This is a genomic window from Janthinobacterium sp. GW458P, assembly GCF_002127585.1.
Taxonomy (GTDB): domain Bacteria; phylum Pseudomonadota; class Gammaproteobacteria; order Burkholderiales; family Burkholderiaceae_D; genus Janthinobacterium.
Map to the genome: position 1 here is coordinate 52235 of NZ_NEGZ01000052.1, position 15274 is coordinate 67508.

Here is a 15274-nt window from a genome sequence, read left to right on the forward strand (position 1 = left end):
AAACCGTAGCGAGCGGCTCGCGGCGAGGCCGGGAGGCGCAGCAGGTTTTGCTATTTCCAGGAGCGATGGTAGGCGCCGAGTGTGTGCTGCTGCCCCTCGGCCAGCTTGTCCATGGCCGCCATCCATCCCGGCTTGACGGCGTAGCGCGTATTGCCTTCGCGGCAGGCGTCGATCGCTTCGCGCCACACGCGCGTCACCTGGGCCACGTAGGCGGGGCTGCGCTGGCGCCCTTCGATCTTCACGGCGCGCACGCCCATGGCGATCAATTGCGGCAGCAGCGCCAGCGTATTCAGGCTGGCCGGCTCCTCAATGGCGTAATACTCTTCGTCGTTGACTTCGAAGCGCCCCTTGCACAGGGTGGGATAGCTGGCGTTCTCGCCAGGCGCGTAGCGGTCGATCAGCACGCCGTTCAGGCGCGATTCGAGGCCGTTCGGCGTCTCCAGCCAGCGCACGGATTTCGCCGGCGAGCATACGCCATGGGTATTCGGCGCCTCGCCAGTCGCATACGACGACAGCGCGCAGCGTCCCTCGACCATCACGCACAGGCTGCCGAAGCCGAAGACCTCGATCTCGACTTCCGTCTTGCTGATCAATTGCTCGACCTGCGCCATGGACAGCACGCGCGGCAGCACGGCGCGGGCGATGCCGAAATGTTCATGGTAAAAATTGATGGCTTCGTAGTTGGTGGCCGAGCCTTGCACGGACAGGTGCAGGCGCAGTTGCGGCTGGTGCTGGGCCGCATACGCCATCAGGCCCGGGTCGGCGACGATCATGGCGTCGATGCCGGCCTGCGCGGCGCGGTCGATGGCGCTGCGCCACACGGCCCAGTTGTGCGGCTGCGGATAGGTGTTCAGCGCCAGCAGCACCTTGCGTCCATACTGATGGGCGTAGCGCACGCCCTCCGCGATGGCCTTTTCGTCGAAATTGAGGCCGGCGAAATTGCGCGCATTGGTGGCGTCGCGAAAGCCCAGGTAAACGGTGTCGGCGCCATTGTCGACGGCCGCTTTCAGGGCAGGCAGGCTGCCGGCGGGACAGACCAGTTCCAGCGGTCCGGCCACGCGGGTGGCGGTGGTTGATTCAAGCATCATGGTGTTCTCAGTCCTGTGTCGGCTCAGGGTGCAGACTATAGCCCCGCCCGTGCCGCCCAGTCCTTGACGCAGGTGAAGGAATGCATGCATGGCTGGCGCGCGTTCAACTTGCTTGACCTGGCTGTAAAATGCCCCACTTTTCCCCCTTCGATTGCCCGCCATGACCCGCAAACCGCTGCTGATCTTCCTGCTTACCCTGTTCCTCACCGCGCTGCAGGTGCAGTGGGCCGGCCCGTCCGATGGCTATGACGCAGGGACCGTCTCCATGCTGTCGCCCGAAGTGCTGGGCGCGTATCCAGGCGTGCTGCTGCTGTTCCTGCTGGCCGTGTTCGCGCGCCGCCAACTGCCGCTACTGCGCCAGGCCGCCATCTGCACGGGCCTGCTGGCCGTCTACTGGCTGCTGGCGAACTACGTCACTTTCGACGCGCGCGTGGCCAGCTGGAGTACCTACTCGCCGCTGGAAATCTGGGCCCACGTGCTGCCCGCCTCCGTCGCCAGCGTCGCCGCCTGCGGCGCCGCATTCTTTTTCGCGAGCTGGCTGATCCTGCGCGAAACGCGCTGGAACAAAACCGGCTGAGGTGGTTTTTTCACCTGCGTCAAGGATTCGTCACGCAACTGCACGCGCCCTTTGACGCCACTATATTTAGTGATTAACCTCCATGAAAACACCGCATGTTGTGTTTACTGGAGGTTTCATGACGACAAATGCAGTTCCATCCACGCGCGGCCAGGTCGATGTCGCCGCGTCCATCAATGAATACCTGGAGCGGCGCGACTGGCGCGTCAACGCCAACGCCAACCAGGGTTACTCGCTGGGCGGCCTGATACTCAACGTGTCGGGCAAGGTCATCGCCAACTACTGGCTGGACCAGGTCTATCCGCCGGAAGTGGGCGCGGCGCACCGCGAAGCGGCGCTGCACATCCACGACCTCGACATGCTGGCCGGCTATTGCGCCGGCTGGTCGCTGCGCACCCTGCTGCACGAAGGCTTGAACGGCGTGCCGGGCAAGATCGAATCGGGCCCGCCCAAGCACATGTCGAGCGCCATCGGCCAGATCGTCAATTTCCTCGGCACCCTGCAAAACGAGTGGGCCGGCGCGCAGGCCTTCAGTTCGTTCGACACCTACATGGCGCCCTACATCCGCAAGGACAGCCTGCGCTACGAAGACGTGCGCCAGTACATGCAGGAGCTGATCTTCAACCTCAACGTGCCGTCGCGCTGGGGCACGCAGACGCCGTTCACCAACCTGACTTTCGACTGGGTCTGCCCGGACGACCTGCGCGAACAGATTCCCGTCATCGCCGGCCGGGAAATGGACTTCAGCTATGGCGAGCTGCAGGCGGAAATGGACATGATCAACCGCGCCTACATCGAGATCATGATGGCGGGCGACGCCAAGGGCAGGGTCTTCACCTTCCCCATCCCCACCTATAACATCACCGAGGATTTCGACTGGCATAGCGAAAACGCGGAACGCCTGTTCGAGATGACGGCCCGCTACGGCCTGCCCTACTTCCAGAACTTCATCAATTCGGAACTCAAGCCGAACATGATCCGCTCCATGTGCTGCCGCTTGCAGCTGGACTTGCGCGAGCTGCTGAAAAGGGGCAATGGCCTGTTCGGTTCCGCCGAGCAGACGGGCTCCCTGGGCGTGGTGACGATTAACTGCGCGCGCCTGGGCCATTTGTGGCGCGGCGACGAGCCAGCCTTGATGGCGGACCTGGACCGCCTGCTGGAACTGGGCAAGACCAGCCTGGAAATCAAGCGCCGCACCATCGAGGAACTGATGCAGCAAGGCCTGTTCCCGTACACGAAACGCTACCTGGGCACCCTGCGCAACCACTTTTCCACCCTGGGCGTGAACGGCATCAACGAGATGATCCGCAATTTCAGCGGCGACGCCCATGACATCACGAGTCCGGAAGGCCATGCGCTGGCCGTGCGCCTGCTCGACCACGTGCGCGAGCGCATGGTGCAATTCCAGGAAGAGACGGGCCATATGTACAACCTGGAAGCGACGCCGGCCGAAGGCACGACATACCGCTTCGCCCGCGAAGACCGCAAGCGCTATCCCGCCATCCTGCAGGCGGGCACGCCGGACAATCCGTATTACACGAACTCGTCGCAACTGCCCGTCGGCCACACGGACGACCCGTTCGAGGCGCTGGAATTACAGGATGCGCTGCAGCGCAAGTACACGGGCGGCACGGTGCTGCACCTGTACATGACGGAAGCGCTGTCGGACGCGAACGCCTGCCGCGAGCTGGTGAAACGCGCCCTGAGCCGCTTCTCGCTGCCCTATATCACCGTCACGCCCACGTTTTCCATCTGCCCGCGCCATGGCTACCTGGCCGGCAAGCACGAATTCTGCCCCACCTGCGACGCGGAGCTGATCGCCCGCAAGCAGGCCCACATTGCTCCATCACTTGAGGAAACGCCATGAACGCACGTCCCGACTTCACTCCCGCCATCACCCTGCTCGATACCGAACGCCAGCGCTGCGAAATATGGACGCGCGTGATGGGCTACCACCGCCCCGTCGCCTCGTTCAACATCGGCAAGCAGGGCGAATTCCACGAGCGCCAGTATTTTACGGAAGCGAGCGCCCGGGTAGGCCAGCCCGCCTGTCATGGCTGAGTTGAAAGTGGGCGGCCTGACGCCCTTTTCCGCCACCGACTACCCGGGCAAGCTGGCGGCCGTGGTGTTCGTGCAGGGCTGCCCCTGGCGTTGCGGCTATTGCCACAATCCGCACTTGCAGGCGCGCACGCCGGAAGGCGCCATGCCATGGCAGGACGTCCTGACCTGGCTGCGCCGCCGCGTGGGCCTGGTCGACGCCGTCGTCTTCAGCGGCGGCGAGGCGTGCATGGACCCGGCGCTGGCGCGCGCCATGCAGGACGTCAGGGCGCTGGGTTTCGGCATCGGCCTGCACACGGCCTGCATCTATCCGCAGCGCCTGCAGGAAGTGCTGTCCCTCGTCGACTGGGTGGGTTTCGACATCAAGGCGCCGTTTGCCGACTATCGTCATGTGACCCGGGTGGCCGGCAGCGGCGACCCGGCGCGCGCCTGCCTGGACGCCATCCTCGCCAGCGGCGTCGCCTACGAGTGCCGCACCACCACCCATCCGGATCTGCTGCCGGATGAACAGCTGCTGGCCCTGGCCGCCGCCCTGGCCGCCAAAGGCGTCGACAACTACGTGCTGCAGCAGTTTCGCGCCGAAGGCTGCGCGGATGCGGCGCTGACCAGCCGGCCCCTGCACGGCTATCCGGCGGCGGCAACTTTGGCGCAAATCGGCGCCATGTTTCCCCGTTTTACATTCCGTAATCACGGCAGTTGATCCTGCAGCCACATAATTATTGAAAGTCCCACAAAATTCCCCGTTCTGCAACGCTGAAATGTCTTGCGTGCTGTAATGTATCAACTGTGCCGCGCACCATGCGCAGCCCCTTAGAATCCTCCTACAGCATTACAGATAAGCGTCATCCATGAACGATTTCACCGCAGTCAGCCCAGACACCCCTTCCACCCACGCCGACATCCTGTACGGCCCGCCGCGACCGGATCTGCTGCGCGAGGAAGTGCTGGCCGACCTGCTGGAAGCGACGGCGCGCCGCTGCCCGCAGCAAATCGCCCTGATCGACGGCGAACGCCGCATCAGCTATGCCGAACTCGATGCGCAGGCGGGCCTGGCGGCGTCGCGCCTGGTGGCGGCCGGCGTCAAGCCCGGCGACATCGTGGGCCTGTGGCTGCCGCGCGGCGCACATCTGCTGCTGATGCAGGCGGCCATCGCCAAGGCGGGCGCCGCCTGGCTGCCGGTCGATGAAGACACGCCCGTCGAGCGCCTGCAGGTGTGCCTCGACGACGCCAATGGCGCTGGCGTCGTCAGCTGCGCGCAGTTCGCGCCGCGCCTGGAGCAGGCTGGCGTCCAGCGTCCCGTGTGGACGGCGGAAAGCCTGCTGGCGCCCGCCGCGCCGGGCGAACACCTGCCGGCGCGCGGCGCCGTCTTGCCCGAACACCCGGCATACGTGATCTACACCTCCGGCTCCACGGGCAAGCCGAAAGGCATATTGATCAATCAGCGCAGCATCTGCCACTTCCTGCGCAGCGAAAACGCCGTGCTGGAAGTGACGCAAAGCGACACCGTCTACCAGGGCTTTTCCGTCGCCTTCGACATGTCGTTCGAGGAAATCTGGATCGCCTATCTGGTGGGCGCCACCCTGTGGCTGGGGCCCAAGGAGATTTCGGGCGACCCGGAAGCCTTGCCGCGCGCCTTGGGCGCCAACCACGTCACCGTGCTGCATGCCGTGCCGACCCTGCTGGCCCTGTTCGCCGAGGAGGTACCGAGCTTGCGCTTGATCAACCTTGGCGGCGAGATGTGTCCCGAGTCCCTCGTCGAGCGCTGGTCGCGCCCGGGCCGCGCCATGTTCAATACCTACGGCCCCACGGAGGCGACCGTCTCGTGCAGCCTGGCGCGCCTGCGGCCCGGCGTGCCCGTCACCATCGGCACGCCGCTGCCCAACTATGGCTTGCTGGTGCTGCAGGTGGCCGAACCGGGCGAAAACCGTCCACTGACCTTGCTGCCGCGCGGCGAAACGGGGGAATTGTGCATCATCGGCCCCGGCCTGGCCGAAGGCTACCTGGGCCGGCCCGACCTGACGCAGGAAAAATTCCTGCCCAATCCCTGGGCGAGCAGCGAGGACGATGCGCGCCTGTACCGTACGGGCGACCTGGCCCGCATCGATGCCGACGGCCAGGTGCAGTGCCTGGGCCGCGCCGACGACCAGGTCAAGATACGCGGCTTCCGCGTGGAGCTGGGCGAGATCGAAGCCGTGCTGGCGCAGCAGGCGGGCGTGGGCACGGTGGCCGTGCTGCTGCGCAAGGATGACGGCTTCGACCAATTGGTGGCCTACATCGTCGGCAGCGACGAGGCGCCCGATGACGCCCTGGCGGCAAAAACCCTGCGCGCGGCGCTGAACCTGCACCTGCCGCCCTACATGGTGCCGGGCCGCTTTGAATTGCTGCCGCTGATGCCGCGCCTGACCTCGGGGAAAATCGACAGGAAAGCCTTGAAAGCCATGCCCCTGTCCGCGCCGCCTGCCGGCGAGGCGGGTGTATCGGACGTGCCGGAAACGCCGGCCGAAGCGGCACTGTTCGCGGCCCTGGCCAAGCTGTTCCCCGGCCAGGCCATTTTGCGCCGGCTGGACTTCTTCAGCGACCTCGGTGGCCACTCCTTCCTGGCCGCGCGCCTGGCATCAAGCCTGCGCGCCGACCCGGCCTACGCCCACATGACGGTGCGCGACATTTACCAGAACCGGCAGATCGGCAAGATCGCCGCCGTGCTGAACGAAGCGCCCGCGCTGGCCACGCCGGAAGCGGAATGGACGCCGCCGTCCACCCTGAAACGCTGGATCTGCGGCGCGGCCCAGGCGGCGGCCGTGCCGGGTCTCGTCACCCTGCGCATGGCGCAGTGGATGGCACCGTTCTTCACCTACCACTTCTTCACGGGCGATGCGGGAGATACCGTGCCGCGCGCCATCGCCGCCTCGATCGGCGTGTTCTTGCTCGCGACCCTGGCCGAATTTGCCATTGCAATTGCCGGCAAGTGGCTGATCGCCGGGCGTCTGAAACCGGGCAGCTATCCGCTCTGGGGCGCCACCTATTACCGCTGGTGGCTGGCCGACCGCCTGGTTGAATCGGCGCCCGCCTATCTGCTCAGCGGCTCGTCCCTGAACAGCTGGTGGCTGCGCGCGCTGGGCGCGAAAGTGGGCAAGGAAGTCGTCATCGGCTCGATGACCCTGCGCGCGCCCGACTTGCTGTCCATCGGCGACAACGTCAGCGTGGGCAACGCCGTCAACTTTGAAAACGCCCGCGTAGAGCGGGGCCGTTTGCTGCTGGGGCAGATCAGCATCGGCGACGATGCCTGCATCAGCTCTTACGCGATTTTGGAAGGCAATACCGAGGTGGGCGCGTTTGGCCACCTGGAGGGACAATCGGCGCTGGCCGACGGCGCTTCGGTGCCGGCCGGACGCGTCTACACGGGTTCGCCCGCGCGCGACATCGGCGCGTTTGACGCGGCCAGCCAGCCGCCGCGTCCCGCCGTCTCGCGCCTGCGCCTGACGGGCGAAACCCTGTTCTTCTGCTTCGGCATGGTCCTCATCGCCGTGCTGTTCTTCATGCCCGTCTTCCCCAGCTTCGTGCTGATCGACTGGTTCGACGAGCGCGAAATGATGCCGTGGCTGCAGGGGCGCGACGTGACGACCCAGCTGGCCCGCTACTTCCTGCTGGCCTTCCCCGCCAGCGCCGTGTTGATCGTGCTCACGGCCCTGCTGTCGGCCGCCATCCGCTGGGGCGCGCTGCCCCGCCTGAAGCCGGGCAGCTCACCCGTGCACAGCAATATCTATTGCGCCAAGTGGCTGGTCAGCCATATCCAGGAATCGAGCCTGAACGTCCTGCACGGCATCTACGCCACCGTGTACGCGCCGTACTGGTACCGCCTGCTGGGCGCCAAGGTGGGCAAGGGCGCCGAGATTTCCACGGCACTGGGCGTCGTGCCCGACATGCTGACCCTGGGCGACGACACCTTCATCGCCGACGCCGTCATGCTGGGCGACGAGCAGATCGACGGCGGCTGGATGACCATGCGCCCCACCGTCGTCTCGCACCGCAGCTTCGTCGGCAACGGCAGCTACATCCCGGACGGCACCGTGCTGCCGGAACACGTGCTGATCGGCGTGCACACGCACGCGCCGCGCAATGAGCAGATGCACAGCGGCGACACCTGGCTGGGCTCTCCGCCCATGCACCTGCCCGCGCGCGAACAGGTCAGCGGCTTTGCCGAGCACCTGACGTTCAAGCCGTCGCTGCTGCGCCGCCTGGGCCGCAGCCTGATCGAAGCGTTCCGCATCGTCGCGCCGCACGCCGTGGTGATCGCCGTCGGCTACACGCTGGTGCTGGACGTGATGCCGATCGCGGGCGCCGGGCGCTGGGGCGAAGTGGTGGGCGACCTGGCCATTGCCGGCCTGGCCTACGGTATCGGCAATTTTTTAGTGGTGGTACTGTTCAAGTGGCTGCTGCTGGGACGCTACCGCAAGCACGCGGCGCCCATGTGGACGCCGTTCGTGTGGATTTCGGAAGGCGTCACCAACCTGTACGAGGGCATCGCCGTGCCCAACTTCATGCGCTACCTGCGCGGCACGCCATGGCTGCCGCTGGCCTTCCGCCTGATGGGCTGCAAGATCGGCCGCGGCGTCTACATGGACACGACGGACATCACGGAATTCGACTGCGTGCACATCGGCGACTACAGCGAATTGAACGCCCTGACCTGCCCGCAAACGCATCTGTTCGAGGACCGCGTGATGAAGATCGACCACGTGGAGATCGGCCAGCGCGTCTACATGGGCCCGCGCAGCTCCGTGCTGTACAGCGCCAGGGTGGGCGACAATGCGCGCCTGGGGCCATTGACCCTGGTGATGAAGGGCGAGCACATCCCCGCCGGCAGCAACTGGGCAGGCTGCCCGGCCGCGCCTTTGCGTAGCTGATTGCAGCTGATGGACTTTACGGTGCTCTTGTCAAGAGACAGCGTGCTGGTGATCGGCATCGTGCCGCCGCCGTCACGCACGGAAGCGCGCGCGCACCTGCGCCAGGCCGTGCGCGAAGCGGCGGCGCAGTGGCAAAACCTGGACATCGAGGCTGTTTCAGTCGAATCGACGCCGGGCGCCCCTCCCCGCATGCTGCTGCCAGCCGGCGTTGCGGGCCTGTCGTTCAGCCATGACGAGGGACTGTCGCTGGCCGCCATCGGCCTGCATGGCGCCGTCGGCATCGACGTGATGCGGGTGCAGGACATTGCCGACTGGTTCAATCTGGCGCGCGATTACCTGGGGCCGCGGGTGGCAGCTGAGCTGGCCGACTGCCCTGCCGACCAGCGCCCGCGGCGCCTGGCGCAGGCGTGGACGGCGCGCGAAGCGGCGCTCAAGTGCGCGGGACTGGCGCTGGCCGAGTGGAATGGGGCCGCACCGGCCTGCCGCCTGAAAACGCTGGCGTTGCCGGCACCGTATGTGGCGACGCTCGCATATTAGTCCTCCTTGTCCTCGGCCGCGCCTCCGACCTGGACGAAAATCAGTTTTACGATAATACTGACGAGCAGCCCCAGCACCCCGAGCAATTCCAGCATGGCCTTTCCTTTGCAGTGACAACAGACCAATCCACTGTATCGTGAACCCCGGGGCAAGGCTAATATCAAATCAGGCAGTCACCGATCTCGAAAAGGCATACGATTGATTTCCATCAAACAGTTCCGCTACTTTGTCGAAGTCGTCGATGCGGGCAGCTACTCGCGCGCGGCGGAAAAATTATATATCGCGCAGTCGGCCCTGAGCCGGCAAATCAAGGAACTCGAGGGCGAGGTGCAGGCCCTGCTGCTCACGCGCGACGCGCGCCATATCGAACTGACACCGGCCGGACAGGTCTTTTATGAACGGGCCAAACGCATCCTCGATGACATTGAGGAAACCGTGCGCCAGACGCGCCACGTTGGGCAAGGGGCGCAAGGCATCATCCGCCTGCTGCATTCGAGTTCCGTCACCCTCACGCCCGCCATCGGCGCCGTGCTGAACCGGCTGCTGGCGCAGTTCCCCGGCGTTTCGCTCGATGTGTCGAAAGGTTCGTCGGAAAACCAGGCAGCTGATATCGAGGAAGGCCGCGCCGACCTGGGCCTGGTGCGCCTGCCGACCCTGCGCAAGCACGCCAACATCGTCGTACGCGAACTGTTTGCGGAAAAGCTGGTGGTGGCCGTGTCGGCAGACTCGCCGCTGGCCGCGCTGGAGCGCACGACGATTGCAGCCCTGCGCGACGAAGCGTTCGTCTCGATCCCGCACAAGGACCGGGGAGGCCTGAGCTACCTGGTGGCGGGCCTGTGCCTGGCGCAGGGATTTTTTCCGAAGGCGGCGCGCGCCCTGTCGCGCAAGACCTCGCAGCTGAACCTGATCGAGGCCAACATGGGCATCGCCATCGTCCCCGACAGCATGCGCCTGGTGGCGCCGCCCGGCGTGCGTTTTATCGCCCTGCCGGACGAGGAATCGCATTCTGTCGTCGGCCTGATCTCGCCGCGTGCGGCCAGCGGCATGGTGGCCGCGTTTACGGAAGCGTTCGTGCGCGAGATGAATGTGTCGGCAACGGCGGCTTAACCTTCCGCATACAGCGCCGCATCCACGTCGCGCACGGCCGCCATCAGCAAGGCCAGCTTCATGACATCGAGCTGGCCGTCCGTGCGCACGCGCGAGCACAGGTCGATGCCGTAGGGGCGCACCTGGCGCAGTGCGTCGGCCACGTTGGTATCGTCCAGCCCGCCGGCCAGGAAGACGGGACGGGGGCTGGCGCGTACGAAGCGCGCGCTGACGGACCAGTCGTGCGTGCGGCCCGTGCCGCCCAGTTCCGGAACCAAGGCGCCAGGGCGGCCAGAATCGAGCAAAAAGGCATGTACGTGGGGCGCGTAGGCGGGGATCAGCTCCAGCGCCTGCGGCCCTTCCACGTGGATCACCTGCACGCGCCGCACGTGCGGCAGCAGGCGCGCCAGCTGCGCCACTTCGCCGGGATCGACATGGCCCACGATCTGCACGGTGGACGGCTGCGTGGCGCGCACGTGTTCGGCGATGGCTTGCGCCGTCGTCTCGGACGTCAGCAGGAACGTGGCCACGGGCGGCGGCGTCCAGGCGGCGATCTGCGCGATGCGCGCGTCGGGGATGGGGCCGGGGCCGGACGGCATGGCCGCCACCAGGCCCAGCGCGTCGGCGCCGGCGGCAATGGCCAGTTGCGCTTCGTCGATGGAAGCGATGCAGCAGATCTTGATGCGGGTTCTCATGGCCTTGCGTGCTCAGTCAAAATGATCAACATTACAACACAGGGCGGCGCGCGCGCCAAGACACGCGGTCAAGGCCGCGCACGATTGTGTGCCAGAATGGGGACCTGCCCACTTTCCGAGGAATTCATGGCCGACTATAAAAACCCCAGCTACGTGGCCCGCTCCATGCACCCGCGCTTCGATGAGCTGACCTCGCCCGGCGAAGCCGTGCCGTATTCGGGCATCTACCGCTGCGACGGCTGCGCGCACGAGATCGTGTCGACGGAAGGCCACGTCATGCCGCCGCAAAACCACCACCAGCACAGCAGCGGACAGGGCCCCATCCTCTGGCGCCTGATCGTCAGTCCGCGCTGATGCTGCGGCGCAGATTGACAGTCGCCAGGCGCCGGCCGATACTGGATTCATCCTGGACCGCCACTGGAATGCCCGCATGCGCATCGTCGATTTTGAAGTCCGCAAGGAGTGTCCGCCGCAGCTATGCGACTGCGAGCGCGAGCGGCTGCTCGCCGATCCGCAGGCGGACATTTCCATCCTGCGCCTGAACCTGACGGAAGAAAAGCGCCTGCTGGCGCACATCGAGGGCATCGCCACCTATGCGCAGCTGCGCAAGCTGCAACTGCTGTTGAAGAACAACCTGGGGGTGGAATTGCAGATCGCCCCCGGCAGCGGCGAGGTGCGCACCGTGCGCGGCTTTCAGATCCGCCTGCTGGAGCGGCCCGGCCTGTGCCGCAAGACGCGCGCCGCCATCCCGGCCGCTGTGCGCCGCTGCCTGGCCGCGCATCCCGACATCGCGTTTGCGATCCTGAATGAAAACGATTTGCTCGGTGGAGTTTAGACAGCGCTAGCGCGGATGGGAATGACCTTGCCCTTGGCCTCGCGCGCCCTTAACTGCCCGCATCCCCCCTCCACGTCCTGCCCCGCCGAATCGCGCAATTTGGTCAGCACGCCGCGCGCGTGCAGGGCGGCGGCAATCGCGCGCGCCTTGTCCCAGCTGGGGCGCCTGAACGGCAAGTCATCGATGGTGTTGTACGGGATCATGTTGAGCACTGCGTACTTGCCCTGCAAGAGCGCCACGATGCCATCCATCTCGTCCTCGCCGTCGTTGACGCCTTCCATCAGCGTCCACTGGTACTGCACCGGGTAGCCGGTCAGGCGCGCGTACGCTTCGCCGAAGTCCACCAGTTCGCGCGGGGATAATTTGGGTGCGCGCGGCAGCAGCTGTTCGCGCAACTCCGGCTTCGTCGTGTGCAGCGACAGGGCCAGCGCCGGCTTGACCCTTCCCTGCGGCAGGCGCTCGAAGGCGCGCGGGTCGCCCACGGTGGAAAACACGAGGTTCTTGTGGCCGATATTGCCCTCGGTGCCCAGCAGCTCGATCGCTTCCATCACATTGTTCAGGTTATGCGCCGGTTCGCCCATGCCCATGAAGACGACTTTTTTCACGGGACGCAGGGTGCGCGCCAGCACCACTTGGGCGACAATTTCTCCGCTGCTCACTTGCCGGATCAAACCGTCGCGGCCCGTCATGCAGAACTGGCAACCGACGGCGCAACCGACCTGGCTCGACACGCACAGGCCGTCGCGCGGCAGCAGCACGCTTTCCACCGTCTGGCCGTCGTGCAGCCCCACCAGCAGGCGCGCGGAACCGTCGGCGCCCGGATGGGTGCTGAGCAATTTCAGCATGCCCTGCAATTCCAGGTCGAGCGCGGGCAAGGCCTCGCGCACGGGCAGCGGCAAAAAATCTTCGGCGCGGCGCCGGCCCTGGTCGTGCGGCTGGCCCTGTATCCAGTCGCGCAGCACGCGCTGTTCGTGCAGAGGCTTGGCGCCCAGGGCGCGCAGGCGCTGGCGGAGATGATCGATTTGCATGGATTCTGAACAAAAAAACGGCGCGCCGGCAGGAATGCGAGGCGCGCCGCGGATGGCAATAAAAAGCTTAGACTTTTTTCACGAACTCGGTTTTCAGGCTCATGGAACCGAAGCCGTCGATCTTGCAGTCGATATCATGGTCGGCATCGACCAGGCGGATGTTCTTGACCTTGGTGCCCATCTTGACGACACCGCCGCCGCCCTTCAATTTCAAGTCCTTGATGACGCTGACCGTGTCGCCATCCTGCAGGATATTGCCGGCCGCATCACGGTACACCTTGGCGCCCTCTTCCACCGCTTCTGCAGCCGAGGCCGACCATTCATGCGCGCATTCAGGGCAAATCAACTGGCTGCCATCTTCGTACGTGAATTCGGATTTGCATTGCGGGCATGGTGGTAATGTGCTCATTTTCTTCTCTGTCTGGTGAACAGCGCGTGCTGTAAAAGCCGACATTATACGGCCTACGCCCCGCATCAGCGGGCTTTTTTCCCCATCATTATCAAGGCCGGCGAATAATCTCGATGGTGCTGTGGACGATTTCCTCGTGAATGCCGATGCGCGCGCGCAGTTCGGCCGCTGTCAGCGAAGGATCTCGGCTGACGACGGACAAGGCGCACGAGTACAGCTGCTTGCCGACCCGCCAGACGTGCAGGTCGACGATGCGCGGCGTGTCGCCCGCGCTTGCCACTTCCACGGCCTCGCGGATTTCATCCACCACCGGATGATCCATCTCGCGGTCCAGCAAGACCTTGCCCGTGTCCAGCATGAGCTTTTTCGCCCACAGCGCCACGAGCACGGCGCCTGCGATGCCCATCACGGGGTCGAGCCAGCGCCAGCCGTAGGCCCACGCGCCGGCCAGCGCCACGATGGCCAGCACGGAGGTGGCGGCGTCGGCCAGCACGTGGATATAGGCGGCCTTCATGTTCAGGTCTTCGCCATGGCCGTGATGGCCGTGATGGCCGTGATGGCCGTGATGGCCGTGATGGTCGTGATGGTCGTGGTGACCGTGGTGGTCGTGATGATCGTGGCCGCCGTGGTGGTCATGGCCATGATCGTGGTGGCCCCCGAGGATCAGCGCGCACACGAGGTTGACCGCCAGGCCGAAGGCGGCCACCGCCATCGCCTGCGGATAGTGGATGGGCTGCGGCGAAAACAGGCGCTCGACAGAGGCCGCCACCATCAGCACGGCCACGCCCAGCAGCAGGATGGCGCTGGTGTAGCCGGCCAGCACCTCGATCTTCCAGGTGCCGAAGGCGAAGCGGGGGTCGCGCGCATAGCGGCGCGCGGCCGCATACGCAAACGCGGCCAGGCCGATGGCCAGCGCGTGCGAACTCATATGCCAGCCGTCGGCCAGCAAGGCCATGGAGTTGTACCACCAGCCGGCGACGATTTCCAGCACCATGGTGGCCAGGGTGATCCACATGACGATGCGCGCGCGGCGCTCCGCCTTGTCGCTGGCGCCGCCAAACACGTGTTCGTGCTGCCAGGCGGACAGGTCTTCCTCGATATGTTGCAGTTTCATGCTGGTCTCTCTGAACGATTATTTGAGGTAGGTGCGCAGGATGCCGGCGATCTCGTCGGCGCCCCTGGCCCGCTCTTCGCCGGAGATATCGGGACTGGCCACGTGCTCGCGCAAGTGCTCTTCGATCACCTCGGACATCAGGCCATTGACGGCGCCGCGCACGGCGGCGATCAGCTGCAGCACTTCGCCGCAGTCGCGGCCCTCTTCCAGGCTCCGTTCCAGGCCTTCCACCTGGCCCTTGATGCGTTTGACCCTGTTCAGCAGCTTGGTCTTGTTGTGCGCCGTGTGGCCCATGATGCACTCCGATAAATACTATAGGGGGGTATACTATCAGAAACCGCCCCGGCTGCGACAAGGCGCAAAAAAAGCCGCACATCGCTGGCGATGGCGGCTCGTCATCAGGGTATGCGCGTCAGGGCAACGGTGCGATCTTCTGCAGCTGGCTGGCCAGCGAAGCGTCGGACAGTTCGCCCAGGTGGGTGTCGGCCAGGCGACCCTGCGCGTCGTAGAACAGGGTAGTGGGCAGGGCCGAGGACCCGGCCGCCTTGCCCAGCACAGCTTCGCTGTCGAGCACCACATTGCGCAGGGTCACGCCGCTCCTGTCCAGGAAAACGCTGGCCGCAGCGGCATCCTCGCGCTGATTGGCGTAGACGAAGACGATATCGGCGCGCGCCTGCTGCGCGGCGGCCAGCACGGGCATTTCGCGCCGGCATGGCGGGCACCAGCTGGCCCACAGGTTGACCACCATGGGCTTGCCGCCTGCCAGCGCCGCCAGGCTGGCGGGCGTGCCGTCCAGCGTCCGCAGCGTCACGGCCGGCAGAGCCGTCGGTTTGTCATACGCCAGGCCGAGGCCTGCGCTCATGACGCCCCAGGCCAGCGCGCCGGACGCCGCGCTGATGGCCAGGGGCCGGCGCATGGCCGCCATCGCGGGGCGCCGGCAGCG

General features: G+C 65.7%; 16 protein-coding genes. 9 read left to right on the forward strand and 7 right to left on the reverse strand.

The genetic code is table 11. The annotated features are described in order from the left end of the window. Positions 1–50 precede the first annotated feature (50 nt). Complete coding sequence (locus CBW50_RS22650; protein WP_086147654.1) at positions 51–1085, reverse strand: peptidase U32 family protein; 1035 nt, start codon at positions 1083–1085, stop codon at positions 51–53. A gap of 163 nt (positions 1086–1248) precedes the next feature. Here CBW50_RS22650 and CBW50_RS22655 point away from each other — a divergent pair, with 163 nt between their 5' ends. The 7 genes from CBW50_RS22655 (at position 1249) to CBW50_RS22685 (ending at position 10271) form a co-directional block, all read left to right on the forward strand. Continuing rightward, entirely contained in the window at positions 1249–1665 is a 417-nt protein-coding gene (locus CBW50_RS22655; protein WP_086147635.1) for a hypothetical protein, read from the forward strand. Between the two features lie 118 nt (positions 1666–1783). Next, on the forward strand, positions 1784–3532 hold the full coding sequence (locus CBW50_RS22660; protein WP_086147636.1) for a ribonucleoside triphosphate reductase: 1749 nt from the start codon (positions 1784–1786) through the stop codon (positions 3530–3532). Then, the gene (gene nrdD / locus CBW50_RS22665) at positions 3529–3726 is read left to right on the forward strand and encodes an anaerobic ribonucleoside-triphosphate reductase (protein WP_086147637.1); all 198 of its coding nucleotides are present in this window, start codon (positions 3529–3531) and stop codon (positions 3724–3726) included. Before CBW50_RS22660 ends, nrdD begins: the two co-directional genes overlap by 4 nt. Further along, on the forward strand, positions 3719–4423 hold the full coding sequence (locus tag CBW50_RS22670) for an anaerobic ribonucleoside-triphosphate reductase activating protein (protein ID WP_086147638.1): 705 nt from the start codon (positions 3719–3721) through the stop codon (positions 4421–4423). The genes nrdD and CBW50_RS22670 overlap by 8 nt, the downstream gene beginning before the upstream one ends. A gap of 148 nt (positions 4424–4571) precedes the next feature. Continuing rightward, positions 4572–8627 (forward strand): Pls/PosA family non-ribosomal peptide synthetase, encoded by a 4056-nt coding sequence (locus tag CBW50_RS22675; RefSeq protein WP_086147639.1) that lies wholly within the window; start codon positions 4572–4574, stop codon positions 8625–8627. A 21-nt stretch (positions 8628–8648) separates the two neighbouring features. Next, positions 8649–9164, forward strand: coding sequence for a 4'-phosphopantetheinyl transferase superfamily protein (locus CBW50_RS22680; protein WP_157792436.1), 516 nt, complete (start codon positions 8649–8651; stop codon positions 9162–9164). A gap of 198 nt (positions 9165–9362) precedes the next feature. After that, on the forward strand, positions 9363–10271 hold the full coding sequence (locus CBW50_RS22685) for a LysR family transcriptional regulator (protein ID WP_086147641.1): 909 nt from the start codon (positions 9363–9365) through the stop codon (positions 10269–10271). On the opposite strand, the gene CBW50_RS22690 is transcribed toward CBW50_RS22685, so the two are convergent. After that, the gene (locus CBW50_RS22690) at positions 10268–10945 is read right to left on the reverse strand and encodes a phosphoribosylanthranilate isomerase (RefSeq protein WP_086147642.1); all 678 of its coding nucleotides are present in this window, start codon (positions 10943–10945) and stop codon (positions 10268–10270) included. The genes CBW50_RS22685 and CBW50_RS22690 overlap by 4 nt on opposite strands. 126 nt (positions 10946–11071) lie before the next feature. Between CBW50_RS22690 and CBW50_RS22695 the strand changes: the two genes are divergently transcribed. Together CBW50_RS22695 and CBW50_RS22700 are read left to right on the forward strand one after the other, a co-directional pair. After that, on the forward strand, positions 11072–11299 hold the full coding sequence (locus tag CBW50_RS22695; RefSeq protein WP_086147643.1) for a hypothetical protein: 228 nt from the start codon (positions 11072–11074) through the stop codon (positions 11297–11299). Between the two features lie 76 nt (positions 11300–11375). Continuing rightward, the gene (locus CBW50_RS22700) at positions 11376–11780 is read left to right on the forward strand and encodes a hypothetical protein (RefSeq protein ID WP_086147644.1); all 405 of its coding nucleotides are present in this window, start codon (positions 11376–11378) and stop codon (positions 11778–11780) included. Here the strand turns inward: CBW50_RS22700 and CBW50_RS22705 are convergent. The 5 genes from CBW50_RS22705 to CBW50_RS22725 all read right to left on the reverse strand — a co-directional run. Beyond that, a complete protein-coding gene (locus tag CBW50_RS22705) occupies positions 11777–12808 on the reverse strand; it encodes an RNA methyltransferase (RefSeq protein WP_086147645.1) in 1032 nt (343 codons plus the stop codon). The two genes, CBW50_RS22700 and CBW50_RS22705, sit on opposite strands and share 4 nt — an antisense overlap. Before the next feature lie 67 nt (positions 12809–12875). Continuing rightward, positions 12876–13217: a zinc ribbon domain-containing protein YjdM gene (locus CBW50_RS22710; RefSeq protein WP_076573183.1), complete on the reverse strand. Its 342-nt coding sequence runs from the start codon at positions 13215–13217 to the stop codon at positions 12876–12878. A gap of 91 nt (positions 13218–13308) precedes the next feature. Further along, positions 13309–14331, reverse strand: coding sequence for a CDF family Co(II)/Ni(II) efflux transporter DmeF (gene dmeF, locus CBW50_RS22715; protein ID WP_086147646.1), 1023 nt, complete (start codon positions 14329–14331; stop codon positions 13309–13311). Positions 14332–14349: 18 nt separating this feature from the next. Continuing rightward, a complete protein-coding gene (locus CBW50_RS22720) occupies positions 14350–14625 on the reverse strand; it encodes a metal/formaldehyde-sensitive transcriptional repressor (protein WP_086147647.1) in 276 nt (91 codons plus the stop codon). A 118-nt stretch (positions 14626–14743) separates the two neighbouring features. Further along, on the reverse strand, positions 14744–15274 hold a 531-nt coding region (locus CBW50_RS22725), incomplete at its 5' end, for a TlpA disulfide reductase family protein (RefSeq protein ID WP_139842603.1).

Coding starts and splice junctions, on each gene's coding strand:
- nrdD (WP_086147637.1), top strand. CDS start 3,529: ATGAACGCACGTCCCGACTTCACTCCCGCCATCACCCTGCTCGATACC.
- CBW50_RS22650 (WP_086147654.1), bottom strand. CDS start 1,085: ATGCTTGAATCAACCACCGCCACCCGCGTGGCCGGACCGCTGGAACTG.
- CBW50_RS22700 (WP_086147644.1), top strand. CDS start 11,376: ATGCGCATCGTCGATTTTGAAGTCCGCAAGGAGTGTCCGCCGCAGCTA.
- CBW50_RS22675 (WP_086147639.1), top strand. CDS start 4,572: ATGAACGATTTCACCGCAGTCAGCCCAGACACCCCTTCCACCCACGCC.
- CBW50_RS22710 (WP_076573183.1), bottom strand. CDS start 13,217: ATGAGCACATTACCACCATGCCCGCAATGCAAATCCGAATTCACGTAC.
- CBW50_RS22655 (WP_086147635.1), top strand. CDS start 1,249: ATGACCCGCAAACCGCTGCTGATCTTCCTGCTTACCCTGTTCCTCACC.
- CBW50_RS22695 (WP_086147643.1), top strand. CDS start 11,072: ATGGCCGACTATAAAAACCCCAGCTACGTGGCCCGCTCCATGCACCCG.
- CBW50_RS22690 (WP_086147642.1), bottom strand. CDS start 10,945: ATGAGAACCCGCATCAAGATCTGCTGCATCGCTTCCATCGACGAAGCG.
- CBW50_RS22670 (WP_086147638.1), top strand. CDS start 3,719: ATGGCTGAGTTGAAAGTGGGCGGCCTGACGCCCTTTTCCGCCACCGAC.
- CBW50_RS22720 (WP_086147647.1), bottom strand. CDS start 14,625: ATGGGCCACACGGCGCACAACAAGACCAAGCTGCTGAACAGGGTCAAA.
- CBW50_RS22660 (WP_086147636.1), top strand. CDS start 1,784: ATGACGACAAATGCAGTTCCATCCACGCGCGGCCAGGTCGATGTCGCC.
- dmeF (WP_086147646.1), bottom strand. CDS start 14,331: ATGAAACTGCAACATATCGAGGAAGACCTGTCCGCCTGGCAGCACGAA.
- CBW50_RS22705 (WP_086147645.1), bottom strand. CDS start 12,808: ATGCAAATCGATCATCTCCGCCAGCGCCTGCGCGCCCTGGGCGCCAAG.